17 protein-coding genes are annotated in these 15,617 nt (G+C 63.3%); 7 read left to right on the top strand and 10 right to left on the bottom strand.

Annotated elements, in window-relative coordinates:
- Positions 1 to 3: 3 nt before the first annotated feature.
- The 4 genes from AC1DZE_RS16580 to AC1DZE_RS16565 form a co-directional block, all read right to left on the bottom strand.
- On the bottom strand, positions 4 to 549 hold the full coding sequence (locus AC1DZE_RS16580; RefSeq protein WP_477674174.1) for a DsbA family protein: 546 nt from the start codon (positions 547 to 549) through the stop codon (positions 4 to 6).
- 173 nt (positions 550 to 722) lie between these two features.
- Complete coding sequence (locus tag AC1DZE_RS16575; protein ID WP_436154840.1) at positions 723 to 971, bottom strand: hypothetical protein; 249 nt, start codon at positions 969 to 971, stop codon at positions 723 to 725.
- A complete protein-coding gene (locus tag AC1DZE_RS16570; protein WP_457278577.1) occupies positions 958 to 1,323 on the bottom strand; it encodes a hypothetical protein in 366 nt (121 codons plus the stop codon). The genes AC1DZE_RS16575 and AC1DZE_RS16570 overlap by 14 nt, the downstream gene beginning before the upstream one ends.
- Before the next feature lie 355 nt (positions 1,324 to 1,678).
- Positions 1,679 to 2,590, bottom strand: a complete 912-nt coding sequence (locus AC1DZE_RS16565; protein WP_477673973.1) for a LysR family transcriptional regulator — start codon at positions 2,588 to 2,590, stop codon at positions 1,679 to 1,681.
- Between the two features lie 125 nt (positions 2,591 to 2,715).
- Between AC1DZE_RS16565 and AC1DZE_RS16560 the strand changes: the two genes are divergently transcribed.
- Genes AC1DZE_RS16560 through AC1DZE_RS16550 form a run of 3 tightly spaced genes read left to right on the top strand, consistent with a single transcriptional unit; the run spans position 2,716 to position 6,035 of the window.
- Entirely contained in the window at positions 2,716 to 3,699 is a 984-nt protein-coding gene (locus AC1DZE_RS16560) for a hydroxymethylglutaryl-CoA lyase (RefSeq protein WP_477700313.1), read from the top strand.
- Between the two features lie 25 nt (positions 3,700 to 3,724).
- The gene (locus AC1DZE_RS16555; protein WP_477700312.1) at positions 3,725 to 4,933 is read left to right on the top strand and encodes a CaiB/BaiF CoA transferase family protein; all 1,209 of its coding nucleotides are present in this window, start codon (positions 3,725 to 3,727) and stop codon (positions 4,931 to 4,933) included.
- 58 nt (positions 4,934 to 4,991) lie between these two features.
- On the top strand, positions 4,992 to 6,035 hold the full coding sequence (locus tag AC1DZE_RS16550; protein ID WP_477672659.1) for a Bug family tripartite tricarboxylate transporter substrate binding protein: 1,044 nt from the start codon (positions 4,992 to 4,994) through the stop codon (positions 6,033 to 6,035).
- Between the two features lie 142 nt (positions 6,036 to 6,177).
- On the opposite strand, the gene AC1DZE_RS16545 is transcribed toward AC1DZE_RS16550, so the two are convergent.
- Positions 6,178 to 6,798, bottom strand: coding sequence for a MarR family winged helix-turn-helix transcriptional regulator (locus AC1DZE_RS16545; protein WP_477672660.1), 621 nt, complete (start codon positions 6,796 to 6,798; stop codon positions 6,178 to 6,180).
- Positions 6,799 to 6,866: 68 nt separating this feature from the next.
- On the opposite strand from AC1DZE_RS16545, the gene AC1DZE_RS16540 reads away from it, so the two are divergent.
- Complete coding sequence (locus AC1DZE_RS16540) at positions 6,867 to 7,667, top strand: SDR family NAD(P)-dependent oxidoreductase (protein WP_477672661.1); 801 nt, start codon at positions 6,867 to 6,869, stop codon at positions 7,665 to 7,667.
- A gap of 96 nt (positions 7,668 to 7,763) precedes the next feature.
- On the top strand, positions 7,764 to 8,840 hold the full coding sequence (locus AC1DZE_RS16535) for an alkene reductase (RefSeq protein WP_477672662.1): 1,077 nt from the start codon (positions 7,764 to 7,766) through the stop codon (positions 8,838 to 8,840).
- Positions 8,841 to 8,892: 52 nt separating this feature from the next.
- Here AC1DZE_RS16535 and AC1DZE_RS16530 read toward each other — a convergent pair whose 3' ends face one another.
- From AC1DZE_RS16530 to AC1DZE_RS16520, 3 genes are all read right to left on the bottom strand, one after another.
- The gene (locus AC1DZE_RS16530) at positions 8,893 to 9,108 is read right to left on the bottom strand and encodes a TOBE domain-containing protein (protein ID WP_477670826.1); all 216 of its coding nucleotides are present in this window, start codon (positions 9,106 to 9,108) and stop codon (positions 8,893 to 8,895) included.
- A gap of 88 nt (positions 9,109 to 9,196) precedes the next feature.
- Positions 9,197 to 9,796, bottom strand: coding sequence for an NADPH-dependent FMN reductase (gene ssuE, locus AC1DZE_RS16525; RefSeq protein ID WP_477672663.1), 600 nt, complete (start codon positions 9,794 to 9,796; stop codon positions 9,197 to 9,199).
- Positions 9,797 to 9,940: 144 nt separating this feature from the next.
- Positions 9,941 to 10,981: a sulfate ABC transporter substrate-binding protein gene (locus AC1DZE_RS16520; protein ID WP_477670828.1), complete on the bottom strand. Its 1,041-nt coding sequence runs from the start codon at positions 10,979 to 10,981 to the stop codon at positions 9,941 to 9,943.
- A gap of 156 nt (positions 10,982 to 11,137) precedes the next feature.
- On the opposite strand from AC1DZE_RS16520, the gene AC1DZE_RS16515 reads away from it, so the two are divergent.
- Together AC1DZE_RS16515 and mnmC are read left to right on the top strand one after the other, a co-directional pair.
- On the top strand, positions 11,138 to 11,419 hold the full coding sequence (locus tag AC1DZE_RS16515) for an oxidative damage protection protein (RefSeq protein WP_477670829.1): 282 nt from the start codon (positions 11,138 to 11,140) through the stop codon (positions 11,417 to 11,419).
- A 9-nt stretch (positions 11,420 to 11,428) separates the two neighbouring features.
- Positions 11,429 to 13,342 (top strand): bifunctional tRNA (5-methylaminomethyl-2-thiouridine)(34)-methyltransferase MnmC2/FAD-dependent 5-carboxymethylaminomethyl-2-thiouridine(34) oxidoreductase MnmC1, encoded by a 1,914-nt coding sequence (mnmC, locus tag AC1DZE_RS16510; RefSeq protein WP_477700311.1) that lies wholly within the window; start codon positions 11,429 to 11,431, stop codon positions 13,340 to 13,342.
- Positions 13,343 to 13,430: 88 nt separating this feature from the next.
- On the opposite strand, the gene AC1DZE_RS16505 is transcribed toward mnmC, so the two are convergent.
- Together AC1DZE_RS16505 and AC1DZE_RS16500 are read right to left on the bottom strand one after the other, a co-directional pair.
- Positions 13,431 to 14,291, bottom strand: a complete 861-nt coding sequence (locus tag AC1DZE_RS16505) for a response regulator transcription factor (RefSeq protein WP_477700310.1) — start codon at positions 14,289 to 14,291, stop codon at positions 13,431 to 13,433.
- Between the two features lie 66 nt (positions 14,292 to 14,357).
- The gene (locus AC1DZE_RS16500; RefSeq protein ID WP_477671216.1) at positions 14,358 to 15,569 is read right to left on the bottom strand and encodes an ABC transporter substrate-binding protein; all 1,212 of its coding nucleotides are present in this window, start codon (positions 15,567 to 15,569) and stop codon (positions 14,358 to 14,360) included.
- Positions 15,570 to 15,617 lie beyond the last annotated feature (48 nt).

Below are 15,617 nucleotides of genomic sequence, written 5' to 3'. Positions count from 1 at the left end.
CTGTTAGCTGGTCAACACTTTGTCGATGGCCTCATGCAAATGCTGCAGGCCAAACGACACATCACAAAACACGCCGTTGACATAAAACGCCGGCGTTGAGCGCACGCCCAGGTGGCGGCCGCTTTGCATGTGCTCCTGCACGCGCTGCAGGTAGACATGGTCGTTCATTTCGTTCTGGTAGCGGGCCATGTCCAGGCCGGCCTGGGCGGCATAGTCGAGCAGGTGCTTGTCCTTGAGGTGATGCTGGTTGGTAAACAGCAACTCGTACATGGGCCAGAACTTGTGTTGTGCGCCGGCGGCTTCCGCCGCTTCGGCGGCCAGTTCGGCATGGGGGTGCACTTCGCGCAACGGAAAGTGCCGGAAGACAAAACGCAGCTGGCGCCCGAAGTGCGGAAGCATCACCTTCAGGGCGCCGTAGGCCTGAAAGCAGGACGGGCATTCGAAGTCGCCGTATTCCACGACAGTGACCGGGGCCGACGCCGGGCCATGGATATGGTCGATGGCGTCGTCGGGTTCAAGAAACGGGTCGGGTTGGGACGAATCGGCCATGAGAATCACCTTTTAGCTGTGTGTTCAGACGTTAAAAACGTCTTCAGCACAGTATGCGCCCGGGTGTGCGCGGTGATCAAGGAGCCGTACGGCCCCATCGGCGTCGATGGGTAGCCGTGGATGGCCGTGAATAGCCAGGTAGAGGCCGGCGACGCCGGCCTCGTGGTTCAGCTTCAGGCCTGGTTGGCGGCGTTTTCGAGGGCTTCGTCGAGTGCCTTGCACGAGGGCGAGCACACGGCCTGGGACTTGCCCAGCACTTTACGGGTGCCCATCAGGGAGCGGGCGCGGTGCTTGCCGCACATGAAACACGACATCGTGGCAGCGCCAAATGACGTGGTGGCAGCAAACGGTGAGCCCGACACCTTGGACTTGTAGCGCAGGCCGTCAGCGAGTACGGCGGTTTTGGCGTCAGCTCTTGCCATGGTTGGGGTCTTCCTTCAGTTGGGGGTTGATGGGTTTCATGGCCTTTTCAATGGCCTCTTTGGCCTTCAGCTCGGCAGCGAGCGAGGCGTCCAGCGCAGACCGGCACAGGCCCGCATACTGGTAATTGACGTTTTCATACAGCTCGGCCGCAGCCGGGTGCGTGTCGAGCAGCGCGCCCAGCGCCATGCCGGGTTCCACATCGCCCAGTTCGTTGACCAGGTGCAGCACCACGGAGCGGTACTGCTCGGCACCCACCGGCACCGCGCTGTGCTCAAGCCGTTCCAGCAGCTCGGCCAGTACGTGGGTGACCGTGAGGTCGGTTTTGTGGGGATGGGGTTGGGTGGCGTTCATGCAGTGAATTTGGGGCTTCCTTCCCCTAAATCAAGCACTTTGCGGACCAGGTAACCGCCCTTCGGCGGTTGCTGGCCCCCTTTTGGGCTAGCCTGGATCAGCCCTGCGCGCTATATTTTTTATAGCTGCTCGCGCTTGTCTGCTGTGGGTTGGAGGCCTATTTTACCTCTAAACGGCAGGCCCGGAAGCTTTCCCCCGGCTTCCAGAGGCCATTTGGCGTGCCTGCAGGTGTTACCAAACGTCTTTTGAACGCCGTTTAATGGATGAAAAGTAGCTACAGACCAATGCTGGTAAGCGCAAGTAGCTCCTGATTTGATAGCACCCGAAATACCGCGCAGAGCGTCTACGGTACTTTTTACCCTCCATCGGGCAACCCTTTTGCCGCCAGATGGGCCACCAGCAACCTGGCCGCCGCCGACAAACCCGACTCATCCCGAAAGCAGATGGCAAAGCGCCGGCGGGCCCAGGGGTCGGCGAGCGGCATCACACGCAGCCCATAGGTGGCGGCATAAGGCTCGGCCACCTCGCGCGGCACCACGCTGATGGCCAGGTTGGCGCGGACCACACGCAAGGCGGCCTCGAAGTTGGACACGATGACGCGGTGAACCACGACCTTGCCCTTGAGCGCCGCAGCCCGCAGGAGCAGCACCTGCACAGCACTGTGCGCGGGAAGGCTGACATGCTCGAAATCCAGCGTCTGCTCAAAGTGCAGGGTTTTCTCGCCTGTCAGCGGGTGCGACGGGTGGGTCACGATGGCCAGGTGATCGGTGCGGTAGCTGCGCGACTGCAGGCCGCTCAGGTCGGCGGCGTCCCAGCAGATGCCGACCGAGGCCACGCCCTCCTTGATGCCGCGAATCACATCGGGGCTGACGCGCTCTTCCATGTCGACCTGGATGTCGTGGTGCGCCGGCTCCTGCAAAAAAGCCGCCACATCGTCGGCCAGGGACTCGGCCATGACAGAAGCCGTGGCCAGGATGCGCACCTGGCCGCGCACGCCCTGGGCATAAGCGGCCATGTCGCGCTCGATGCGCTCGGCGCTGGCCAGCATGGTGCGCGCGTGTTCCAACAGGCTTTCGCCGGCGGGCGTTGGTTCGACGCCGCGGCGCCGCCGCACCAGCAGCGGCGTGCCGACGGTGTCTTCGAGCTGGGCCAGCCGCTTGCTGATGGCCGAGCCGACGATGTTGGCCTGCTCGGCCGCGCGGGCAATGCTGCGTGCATCACATACCGCCGCGAACAGCCGCAGCGTGGTCATGTCGAGGTCTCTCATGGGCGACTCCTGGCGGTCAATGGCTAGATTTGATATTCCCATCAGGAACGTTAGCGCTTCCAGAATTGATCAACCAAACCTTTTGGGAAATTCTAAACTGCAGCCACGCCCTGAGAATGGACAGAATGACAACGGAGACCACAGTGAACCTGCCTTCAAGGCCTGCCCTCCCCCGGCAGGCAACGATTCGTGAAGTCGGCCTGCGTGACGGCCTGCAAAGCATTGCCGCCGTGATGCCGACCGCACACAAGCTGCAATGGATCCAGGCGGCCTACGACGCCGGCCAGCGCGAGATCGAGGTCGGCTCTTTTGTGCCAGCGCGCCTGCTGCCGCAGCTGGCCGACACCGCCGAACTGGTGGCCTTTTCCAAAACACTGCCTGGCCTGGTCACATCGGTGCTGGTGCCCAACCTCAAGGGTGCCGAACGCGCCATCGAATCCGGCGCCGACCTGATGCTGCTGCCGATTTCAGCCAGCCACGCCCACAGCCTGGCCAACCTGCGCAAGACGCCCGACGAGGTGGTCGAAGAAATCGCCCGCATCCGCGAACTGCGTGATGCGTCGGGCTCACCCATCGTGATCGAAGTCGGCATGAGCACGGCCTTTGGCTGCACGCTGCAGGGCCGGGTCGAGCCGTCCGAGGTGCTGCGGCTGCTGCGCGCCGTGCTGGACGCCGGCGCCGACCGCGTAGGCCTGGCAGACACCGTGGGTTATGCCGACCCGGAAATGGTTCGCCTGCTGTTTGAGCGGGCTTTTGAGGTGGCCGGTGAACGGCTCAACTGCGGCCACTTTCATGACACCCGCGGACTCGGCATGGCCAATGTGTATGCCGCGCTGCAGACCGGCGTAACGCGCTTTGACGCCTGCCTTGCCGGCATAGGCGGCTGCCCGCATGCGCCCGGCGCCAGCGGCAATGTGGCCACTGAAGACCTGGCCTATATGCTGGCCAGCATGGGCATTGAAACCGGCATTGACTTTGACAAGCTGATGGCGCTGCGCACCCGCGTGGCGGGCTGGCTTGAAGGCGAAACCCTGCACGGCACACTGTGGCGTGCGGGCCTGCCCAAAACCATGCGCCTATCTGCTGCCTCCGCTGCCGCTGCGGCCTGAACTATTTTTTCTTCCGGAACACTGCATGCAACCCATCCCCGAATCCACCACCCCACAGCCGCTGGCCGGCTTGCGCGTGGTGGAGTTCACCCACATGGTCATGGGCCCCACCTGCGGCATGGTGCTGGCCGACATGGGCGCCGAAGTCATCAAGGTCGAACCCATCGACGGCGACCGGACCCGCCGCCTGCTGGGCGCCGGCTCGGGCTTCTTCCCGCTCTTCAACCGCAACAAGAAAAGCATCGGCATTGACCTGCACGACCCGGTGGGCGCCGAAGTGGCGCGCAAGCTCTGCGCCAGCGCCGACGTGGTGGCCGAAAACTTCAAGCCCGGCACCATGGCCAAGTACGGCCTGGACTACGCCGCGCTCAGCGCCGTCAACCCGCGCATCATTTACATCAGCCACAAAGGCTTTTTGCCCGGCCCGTATGACCACCGTACAGCGCTTGACGAAGTGGTGCAGATGATGGGGGGCCTGGCCTACATGACGGGCCGGCCCGGCGACCCGCTGCGCGCCGGCACCAGCGTGAACGACATCATGGGCGGCCTCTTCGGCGCCATCGGCGCGCTGGGCGCGCTGATCCAGCGCGGTATTAGCGGCAAGGGCATGGAAGTACAGTCGGCGCTGTATGAAAACAATGTCTTCCTGATGGGCCAGCACATGCTGCAGTACGCCATGACGGGCAAACACCCGGCCCCCATGCCCGCGCGCGACAACCCCTGGGCGGTGTACGACGTGTTCACGGTACGGGACGGTGAACAAATCTTCCTGGCGGCCGTGAGCGACGCGCAGTGGCAAACCTTTTGCACCGTGCTGGGCTTTCCCGACCTCAAGGCCGACCCGGCGCTGGCCACCAACAACCAGCGCGTGGCGGTGCGCCCCGCCCTGCTCAAGGACCTTGCGGCGCGGCTGGCCCCGCGCAGCGCCGGCGAGCTTTCAGCCATGATGGAAAAAGCCGGCCTGCCGTTTGCCCCCATCCGCAGGCCCGAAGACCTGTTCGACGACGAGCACCTGCTGGCCACCGGCGGCCTGGCCGATGTGCGCCTGCCCGATGGCCCCAAGGCCGGCCAGATGGTAAAAACCACGCTGTTCCCCATCACCATGCAAGGGGAGCGGCTGGGGGTTCGCCTGCACCCGCCCACGCTGGGCGAGCACACCCGCGAGCTGCTGGCAGGCCTGGGCTACAGCGCGGGTGAAATGGATGACCTGCACCGGCAAGCGGCAGTCAGTTGAGGCAGTGAGTTGAACCTGCCGGCCGATTTGCGCGACTCACGACAACGAAGGAGACAAAATGACCCCCAAGATGAAGATGATCCGCAGTACCGATACCTCAGCCTTGAGCAACAAACCCGCAACCCGGCGCCAGGCCCTCTGGGGACTCGGCGCCCTTTTTGCCGGCGGCGCCTTCCTGGCATCGCCACGCAGATTGCTGGCCCAGACTACCGACAAGGTGGTGCGCTTCATCCTGCCGGTGGGCGCCGGCTCGGGCGTGGACACCATCGTGCGAGCGGCCAGTGTTGCGCTGGGCAAGGCGCTGGGCAACCCGGTGGTGATTGAAAACCAGCCCGGCGCAGGCGGCATTGTCGGCACGTCCGCGCTTGTGAAGGCTGCCCCCGACGGCATGACGCTGAGCGTGGTGTCCAACAACCACGTGATCTACCCCAGCGTGTACAAGTCGCTGCCGTTCGACCCGGTGGCGGACATCACGCCCATCACTGTCATCGGCACCACGCCGATGGTGCTGGTGGTGAACCCCGCCAAACTGCCAGCCATCAATGTGAAAGAACTGGTCGCCCTGCTCAAGGCTAAACCCGATGCCTACAACTATGCGTCGTCGGGCAACGGCACCATCCTGCACCTGGCCGCGCAGATGTTTCTGGACGAAGCACAGGTCAAGGCCAAACACATTCCCTACAAGGGCGTAGGCCCCATGGTTGCCGACATGATCGGCGGGCAGGTGGACATGGGCGTGCTGGCGCTCCCCGCGGTGCAGGCGCACCTGAAAAGCGGCGCCCTGCGCGCCATCGGTGTGGGCGGCAGCGCCCGTTCACCCGCGGCGCCCGACATCCCGACCATTGCGGAACAAGGCCTGCCCAACTACAACATGGAAGGCTGGTTCGCGGTGATAGGCCCCGCGAAGCTGCCGGCAGCCGACGTCAAGCGCATCCACGCCGCGGTGGCTGCCGCCTACGCCACGCCCGAGGTGAAGGAAGCCATGCTCAAGCAGGGCAACACCATCAACCCCGGCAGCCCGGAAGCCGCCGCGCAGTACTTTCGCAGTGAATTGGTGAAGTACGCGCAGCTGGTGAAAAAGGCGGGCGTCGAACTGCAGTAAGGCCTGCGCGCAGGCGCGCCTTCGCACCTCTTTTTGCAACGCCAACGTGGCAGAGCAACCTTATGGTTGCTATCTTTTTAGTAGCTGCTTGCGCACGTCACTGTTAAGTAAACCGACGGCGAGACCCCGAAAACCGTTGTAATCAGGCGTTCTTTTCAGCTTGCCTGGAGCCGAGGGTAGCCAACGGGGCTGGGTTCTCCGTCTTGTAGGCAACCAGAAACTCGTCGGATGCCACCTGATCGGCCAGGGCCCTCAAGTTCGCAGCCGAGGCAGAACCCAGAACGACCTCCACTTGGTCGTTGACTGCTGCCCAGTGCACTATGCCTTCTGAAAGCCGGGTCTTGCCAAGCGAAGTGAGAACGCTGTGCTTGGTCCGGCGGTCCTGGGCGTCCTGACGCAACTCAACAATTCCGTCACGCACCAGAGGCCTTAGCGCATGGGTAAGCGCAGAAAGTTGAATGGCAAGCAGGGTCGCCAGGTTCTGTAGCGCCGGTCCTTGTTGATCGGCGCCCGTGAGCCTGTGTATTCCTGCGATAAGCGCGAGCTGCGTGGCTTTGAGGCCCAACGGTGCCAGCGCTTCGTCATAAAGCTGCTCAAGTCTGCGAGTCGCAAGGCGCAGTGGTGTGATCGTGCAAGCCCGTCCGCCCAGGATGTCCTGCTCATCTGCGGCGGGCATATCCAGGCTGCTTTTCGCATCGACAAGGTTTGTGGTAATTCCCATACTATCAAAATGGTTGAGTACTGCACCATCGATTGATTTCATGCAATCAATCATACATTTGAGCCCTCAACTTATTTAGTTGAGCCCTCAATTTTATTGGAAAAACAGCAATGACAAACAACAGTTCCAGGAAAGTCGCTCTTGTCACAGGGGCTTCCTCCGGCATCGGAGCCGTCTATGCGGACCGCTTCGCCGCACGTGGATACGATCTTATCCTTGTCGCCCGGCGCGCTGACCGCCTGGAAGCGCTCTGCGCATCGGTCTCAAAGGCGCACGGTATCAAAGCTGAGCCGATCTCGGCCGACCTGACAAAAGACGAGGATGTGGCGCGGATCGAAACGATTCTGGCCACCGATGGGGATGTGCACGTTCTGGTGAACAACGCCGGTATTGCGCGCCTGGCACCGGCTGCCCAGATGGCGGCAAATGACGTGCTGTCCCAGATTGCCCTCAACATCACAGCACTGACGCGCCTGACGCAAGCTGCGGTGCCAGCCTTCGTGGCGAGGAAGCAGGGCCTGATCATCAATATCGCATCCGCCCTGGCCGTTCACTCGCTGCCAATCAGCGCCATCTACAGCGGCACCAAGGCCTTCGTACTGCAATACAGCCGCAGTCTGCAGCAAGAACTCGCCGAAACCGGGGTGAAGGTTCAGCTGGTACTGCCCGCATCGACGGCCACCGAGATCTGGGATCTGTCAGGCGTTCCGCTGGCAGCCCTCAACAAGGAGGCCTTGATGACGACCGAAAACATGGTCGATGCAGCGCTCGCGGGCCTGGACCAGGGCGAAACGATCACCTGGCCGTCAGTCGCTGATGCGAGTCTGTGGGAAAAGTACGATGCGGCCCGCACCGAACTGTTCGCGGGCACCCAGGTTGGAACGCCGGCCCCTCGTTACAAGATTCGCTGAGTCCAGCGAACTGAACGTTACTGCTTTTCCTTTTCTCTCTTCTCTCTCTCTTCTTTCTCCGTTCTCTCCCCTTCTCTATTTCCCCAAGGACAGCCCATGCTTTTCGATGCATTCCCCCTGCGCGCGATCTCACTCAAAAACCGTGCCGTGATGTCACCGCTTACGCGCAGTCGCGCAGTCGACAACAACACGCCCAACAGCCTGATGGCCACCTACTACGCCCAACGCGCGAGCGCCGGCCTCATCATCACGGAAGGAACCTCGCCGTCGCCCAACGGCCTGGGTTACGCCCGCATCCCGGGCCTCTTCAATGACGCCCAGGTGCAAGGCTGGAAGCTGGTGACCGACGCCGTCCATGCCAAAGGCGGCAAGATCGTCGTGCAGCTGATGCATACCGGCCGCGTGACCCACCAGGCCAACCTGCCGGCCGGCGCCGAAGTGCTTGGGCCTTCACCCGAGACCTGCCCCGGCGAGATGTGGACCGATACGCAAGGCAGCCAGCCGCACTCACCGCCGCGCGCCATGACCGAGGCCGACATCCAGGCCGTGATCGGCGAATACACCACCGCCGCGCGTCTTGCCATCCAGGCCGGCTTTGACGGCATCGAGCTGCACGCGGCCAACGGTTACTTGCTTGAGCAATTCCTGAACGCCAACGTCAATCGCCGCACCGATGGCTACGGCGGCACGGCCGAAGGGCGCAACCGGCTGGTACTGGAGGTCGCCCGTGCTGCCGTAAAAGAGATCGGCGCTGAGCGAGTCGGCATCCGCCTGTCGCCCCACGGCGTGGTCAATAGCACCGGCGCGTTCGAAGGCGTGGACGAACAGTACCTGGCGCTGGTGAAGCAACTCTCTGCGCTCGCCCTCATGTACGTTCACGTCCTGGACCATTCGGCCATGGGCGCCCCTCCCGTCCCGGCGAAGTTGAAGACAGATTTGAGGGCTGCGTTCAACGGCCCCTTCATTCTCGCCGGCGGACAGGACAAAGCCAGCGCACAACAGGCGCTGAGCGAAGGCCGCGCGGACCTGATTGCCATAGGCAGGCCTTTCATCGCCAACCCTGACCTGGTCGAGCGCTTGCGCCAGGACGCGCCCTTGAACGCTCCTGCCCCGGACACGTTCTACACACCCGGCGCCAAGGGCTACACGGACTATCCGACGCTGGCAGGGTGAGCATCAAACGTCCCAGATGGGTACCCAACCGGGACACGCTGGGGCCTCGAATCTACAGCTTGGCGATGGACACTTCGGTCGACTTGACCAGTGCCACCACCTCACTGCCGACGGCCAGCTCGAGCTGGTCGACCGACCGCGTGGTGATGACGGAGGTGACGATGCCCCAGGGCGTTTCGACGTCGAGTTCAGACACCACGTCACCGCGGATGATTTCTTTCACGCGGCCGCGGAACTGGTTGCGGACGTTGATGGCTTGGATGGACATAAAGGTTCTCCTGGAACTTGGGTAAAAACGTTGAACTGAAAATCGATGAATTCAGTGGCCTGAATTCAGCACCGGCGGGCGGCTCAGCTCAGACGCTACATCGCACCCGCGAAAAATGCACAGGCTCAAAGCCCGTGGTGGCCGGCATCCGGAAGCTTTCCGCCAACAGCGTCAGCACCGCATCGTCCAGACGCACGGTGATCTCGGGCCCCACTTCATAGCGCTTGTCGGCCGACTTCGGCACCTGCGAATCGGTGGCATATACGCCCGGCAGGATGTGGCGGGCCGCCAGCGCCTGCAGCACCGGGCGCAGGGCGTAGTCCAGCGCCAGCATGTGGTGGGGGCTACCGCCGGTGGCCAGTGGCAGCACGGTTTTTTCCTTCAGCGCCGTTTGCGGCAGCAAATCAAGCAGCACCTTGAGCAGGCCGCTGTAAGCCGCCTTGTAGACCGGCGTGGCCACCACGATCGCACGCGCGCGGGCAATCTGGTCAATGGCTTTCACGATCGCCGGATGCCCCCACTCAGCCAGCAGCAAGGCCTGGGCCGGCAGCTCGCGGATGTTCAACCGGTCGACCACCACGCCGCCCCGCAGGGCCAGCCTGTCGCTGACGGAGTCAAGCAGCGCCGCCGAGCGGGACTGTTCGGAAGGACTGCCGGCAATCAGCAATACGGATTGTTGCGAGGACATTATTTGTGGAGCTCTCTGAGTTGCATTGATTACCAAGCGGCGTGTGCCAGCTCTCCCATTCCAGTGCCGGCGCGGAACCGGCTCAGCCGGGCCGCAGCGGGCGCCCCCTTGGGGGGAGGCGGCCAGAGGCCGCTTCGGGGGGGCCTATTTCCTGGTATAGATCTGGTCGAACGAGCCGCCGTCGGCGAAATGCTCTTTATCAGCCTTGGCCCAGCCGCCGAAGGCCTGGTCGATGGTGAACAGGTTCAGCTTGGGAAACTGCTTGGCGTACTTGGCAATGGCTCTTTGCGAAACGGCCGGGCGGTAGAAGTTCTTGCCGGCAATGTCCTGGCCTTCTTCAGAGTAGAGGTACTTCAGGTATTCCTCGGCCACAGCACGGGTGCCCTTCTTGTCGACGTTCTTGTCGACCACGGCAACGGCGGGCTCGGCCAGGATGCTCAGGGAAGGCGCGACCACGTCAAACTTGGCGCCGAATTCTTTTTCGAGCAAATACGCTTCGTTTTCCCAGGCGATCAGCACGTCGCCCTGGGCACGCTGGGCGAAGGTGATGGTGGAGCCGCGGGCGCCGGTGTCCAGCACCGAAACGTTGCCATAGAGCTTGGCGACAAACTCCTTGGCCTTGGCGTCGCTGCCGTATTTGCGCTTGGCGAATTCCCAGGCGGCCAGGTAGTTCCAGCGGGCGCCGCCCGAGGTTTTAGGGTTGGGCGTGATCACGTTGATGCCGGGCTTGATCAGGTCATCCCAGTCCTTGATGCCTTTGGGATTGCCCTGGCGCACGGCCAGCACGATGGTGGAGGTGTAGGGCGACGAGTTGTGCGGCAGCTTCTTTTGCCAGTCGGCCGACAACCAGCCGCCGTTTTTGACCAACGCGTCGGTGTCGCCGGCCAGGGCCAGCGTGGCCACGTCGGCGTCCAGGCCGTCAATGATGGAGCGGGCCTGCTTGCCGGAGCCGCCGTGCGACTGCTTGATCGTCACATCCTGGCCGGTCTTGGCTTTCCAGTATTTGCTGAAGGCCGCGTTGTATTCGACATAAAGCTCACGGGTTGGGTCATACGAGACGTTGAGCAGCGTGACGGGCGCTTGCTGGGCCTGGGCGGTCAGCAGTGACCCTGCCAGCGTCAAACCCAAACCGGCCGCCACGGCAGTGCGGGCGGAAACATTGATAAAGTTGCGGCGTGAAGTCATGGTTGCTCTCTTTTCCAAAAAATTGCGTGTAAATGCGAACAAAATGGATTCTGGAAGCAGACCTTAGAAACTGGAACGAATAAAAAATCAGTTCTTTATTCCACAAACATCCTTAGACATCTCAGCTACAACTTAGCCCTACGAAAGAACTACCCCATGGCACGCCTCGTCAAATGCATCAAACTCGGCAAAGAAGCCGAAGGCCTGGACTTCCCGCCCTACCCCGGCCCGCTAGGAAAGCGCCTTTGGGAAGAAGTCAGCAAGGAAGCCTGGGCGGAGTGGATGAAGCAGCAAACCATGCTGGTCAATGAAAACCGCCTGAACCTGGCCGACGCCCGCGCCCGCCAGTACCTGGCACGGCAGATGGAAAAACATTTCTTCGGCGACGGCGCCGACGCAGTGCAAGGCTACGTCCCACCCACGACACCCACGCCCTGACCTGACCGCATGCCCGAGCGCATTGAGTGGCTGGACGACGGCACCGCCGGCGGCAGCCCCTACAGCCCGCGCTTTGGCGACCGCTACCGTAGCGAGCTGGGCGGGCTGGATCAGGCTAAAGAAGTCTTCCTCAAGGGCTGCGGCCTGCCTGGGGCCTGGGCCGGTCAGCCGCAATGGACTGTTCTTGAAACCGGCTTCGGCCTGGGCCTGAATTTCCTGGTGACCTGGGCCGCCTGGAAGGCCGACCCGAAGCGCCCTGGCCTGCTGCATTTCGTCTCGACTGAAGCCTTTCCGGCGAGCGCCGAAGATGTGCTGCGCAGCGCCAGGACCCATCCTGAATTGCTGCCTTTCGCCGAACAGTTGCAGCGCCAGCTATGGGGGCTGCTGCCGGGCTTTCACCGGCTGGTGTTTGAAGGCGGCCAGGTCTTGCTGACGCTGTGCATCGGTGACGCCAAGGCCATGCTGCGCGAGCAGTTGTTTGAAGCCGATTCGGTCTACCTGGACGGTTTCAGCCCGCAGCGCAATCCGGACATCTGGGACATCCATACTTTCAAGGCGGTAGCGCGCTGCTGCCGGCGCGGCACGCGTGTTGCCACCTGGACGATTGCGCGCAGCGTGCGCGATGCGCTGGCGCAATGCGGATTTGTGGTGGGCAAGGTGCCGGGCATACCGCCCAAACGCGACAACCTGCAGGGCGAGTTCAACCCGGCGTGGGAACCTAAAAAAGCGCAGCCCTCGCCCGCTCGCCGGCTGCCCGGGCGCTGCGTGGTGATTGGCGCCGGCCTGGCCGGCGCGGCTGTGGCGGCCAGCCTGGCGCGTCGCGGCTGGCAGGTCGTGGTGCTGGACGCGGCCGAAGAGCCCGCCACCGGGGCGTCCGGCCTGCCCGCCGGCTTGCTGGCGCCGCATGTCTCGCCCGACGACAACCCGCTCTCGCGCCTGTCGCGCCATGGCATTCGTGCCACGCTACAGCAAGCTGAGGCCTTGCTGCAGGCCGGTGACTGGGGCCGCACCGGCGTGCTGGAGCACGCGGTGGAGCACCCGCGCAAACGGCCCGAGGCGTGGCAAACAGACTGGGTCGACGCCGCTAGCGACTGGACAGGGCCAGCCGACGCCGACAAGCTCAGGCAATGCGGCCTGCCGCCGGATACGCCCGCGCTGTGGCATGCGCGGGCCGGCTGGATCCGGCCGGCCGCCCTGGTCGACGCCTGGCTGGCGGGGCCGGGTGTGCTGTCGCACGGCCGATCAATAGTGAACCGCCTGAACCAGGCCTCGGGCCAATGGCAGGTTTTGGATGCGCAGGGCCGGGAGTTGGCTCGCGCCGAACTCGTGGTGCTAGCTGCCGGTTATGCCAGCCTGGAACTGGCAGCCGGCGCCGGTACGAACAAGGCTGGCGAACTGGCATTGCAGGCCATCCGGGGCCAGGTGAGCTGGGGCTTGCACGAGTCCGGCACAGCCGATGCGCTGCCACCCTTTCCCGTGAACGGCCATGGCAGCCTGGTGCCTGCCGTGCCCCTGCCAGGCAAGGCCGGCGGCCTGGCCTGGGTCATGGGCTCCAGCTTTGAACGCGACAACACCCAGGCCGAAACACGGCCCGAGGACGACCAGCACAATTTCAGCCGGCTGCAAACCCTACTGCCGCAAACCGCCCGTGCACTGGCCGCGCAGTTTGAGCCAGGGAAGGTTCAGTCCTGGGCCGGCGTGCGCTGCGCTACACCCACCCGTTTACCCGCTTTGGGCCCGTTGGAAGGAAGCCCCGGCCTGTGGGTGTGCAGCGGCATGGGCTCGCGCGGGCTGACGTTTGCCGCGCTTTGCGGGGAATTGCTGGCGGCGAAACTGCACGCCGAGCCTTTGCCGATTGAGCAGCGGCTGGCTGAAGCGCTGATGCCGCAGCATGCGGCGCCCGCACCGATCGTCAATACCTGAGATTCTCATGCCAAACAAGGCTGAAACCCATAAGGGAAAAGCGCAAGCAGCTATCAAATAGATAGCATTCAAGGCGTAATAAGCACCTTCACTCCACGCTGCGCAGCAGGCGTTTGAGCTTTCCGGGGTGCAGCGGTTTGCGCAGGCTGCCGCGCGCGCCGCCGAACCATCCGCGCACGGTGTCCAGCGGGGAGAGACGGTTGCCGGTCAGGATCAGATAGGCGATGGCAGGGCGCGAGGCCTCCACCCGCTTGACCATTTCCCAGGGCTCGATGTCAGGGAGCTCCATGTCGAGAATCACCAGCTTGTAAAGATGCGTGTCAATCAGCTTGAGCGCTTCGGTGCCGGTGGTCGCCTCGTCTATCTTCACGAAACCGGCCATGGCCAGCCTGGCACGCAGGTAAAGACGCGCGTCGCGGTCAGCATCCACCACCAGCACCTGGGGGCGCTCCGGCAGGGGTTCCGGGGTTTCCAGCGGCGCCGGCGCGGTAGGCGCCTGCGAATCAAAGTCGAGATCGAGATCCAGCGCGGAAGATTCGGGCTGAAGGTCGAGGCCAAGGGCTTTCTCCGGTGCATTGCCCGGGCGCAGAGCCTGCGCGGCCTGCCGCTGTTCAGCGGCCAGCAATTCGTCCATGCCGTCAATCACCGCGGTCCACTGCAGCGGGCGTGGAATCACCAGGCGCGCCCTGGCCGGCGGGTTGTCGCCGATCCAGATCAGGGTGAAGTCGTCATTCGCGGGGTTGGCCAGCTCCAGCGCAGCTTCCCAGCTGTCGCCGTCAATCAGCGCCATCAAGGCTTCTTCGGGCGCGTCGGGCGTCCAGGGGGTGTAAGCGATAGATCGTGTTTCGGAAATGCGAAACACCGCGTTCAGGGCGTGACGCTCAACGTCATCAAACCCGAACACTTTTACAAAAACCCGCTTGACAGCCTCACCACCCGTATTCGTCATTGCGCCCGATTATGGGGGGATCGCCGGGGAGGCTTCAAGGAATTCAGCACCTGCGTTGTCAAAACGTCACTTCATGGCCGCGGCAGGCCGGCGGGCCTTGACATACGCATCGCTTGGCAAATAGGCCTTGCCGTCGGCGTAGCGCCATTGCACCATGGTGCCCTTGTGGCCGCGCAGGTCCAGCCTGCCCACATAGGCGCCCATGGTGGACTGGTGGTCGATGGCGCGGAACTCGGCGGGGCCGAAAGGCGTGGAGAACTTCAGTCCGCGCAGCGCCACCACCAGCTTTTCGTTGTCGGTGGAGTTGGCCCTGCGGATGGCGGCAAAAATCGCCTGCATGGTGGCGTAACCCACCGCCGAACCGACCTTGGGATATTCATTGAAGCGGCGGTAATAGTTGGCGGCGAAGCTGGCGTGTTCCCGGGAGTCGATCTGGTCCCAGGGGTAGCCGGTGACGATCCAGCCTTTCGGCGTGTCGTCTTTCAGCGTCTCCAGGTACTCGGGCTCCCCCGAAAGCATGGACACCACTGGTATGCGGGGAAAAATGCCACGCTGGTTGCCCTCGCGAACCAGCCGGGTCAGGTCGGCCCCGAAAGTCGCGTTGAAAATCGCCTCAGGTTTTGCCTGCATGGCCGTCTGCAGCGTCGGGCCGGCTTCTATCTTGCCCAGCGCCGGCCACTGGTAACTCACAAACTCGACGTCCGGTCGCCTGGCTTTCAGCAGCTCCTTGAACACAGTGACCGCGCTCTGGCCGTATTCGTAATTGGGGGCAATCGTGGCCCAGCGTTTGGCCGGCAACCTGGATGCCTCTTCGACCAGCATGGCTGCCTGCATATAAGTACTGGGCCGCAGGCGGAAGGTGTAGCGGTTGCCCTGTTCCCAGACGATGGCGTCGGCCAGCGATTCGCTGGCGATGAACACCCGCCGGCTGGCCTGGGCATGGCCGGCCAGCGCCAGCCCGACGCTGGAGTAAAACCCGCCCGCCAGCACATCCACCCTTTCTTTTGAGGTCAGCTCGACGGCCTGTCGCAGGGCTTCCTCGGGTTTGCCGGCGTCATCGCGCGAGATGACTTCGATCTTGCGGCCCAGCAGGCCGCCGGCCACATTGATTTCCTCGACCGCAAGCTGCCAGCCTTGCCGGTAAGGCTGGGCGAACTGGGGAATGGCGGAGTAGCTGTTGATTTCGCCGATCTTGATGGGAGGTTTCGGGCTGCCCTGGGCGAGCGTCACCGCCGTGGCGCAGGCCAGAAACAAACCACCCATCAGGACGGACTTCATCAATTTCACGGGTTTTCTCCAAAAATGGGCAATTCGGTTAATTTGGCA

It is taken from the genome of Polaromonas sp. P1_F1 (assembly GCF_056405795.1).
This window is presented reverse-complemented; position numbering and strand designations above follow the sequence as displayed.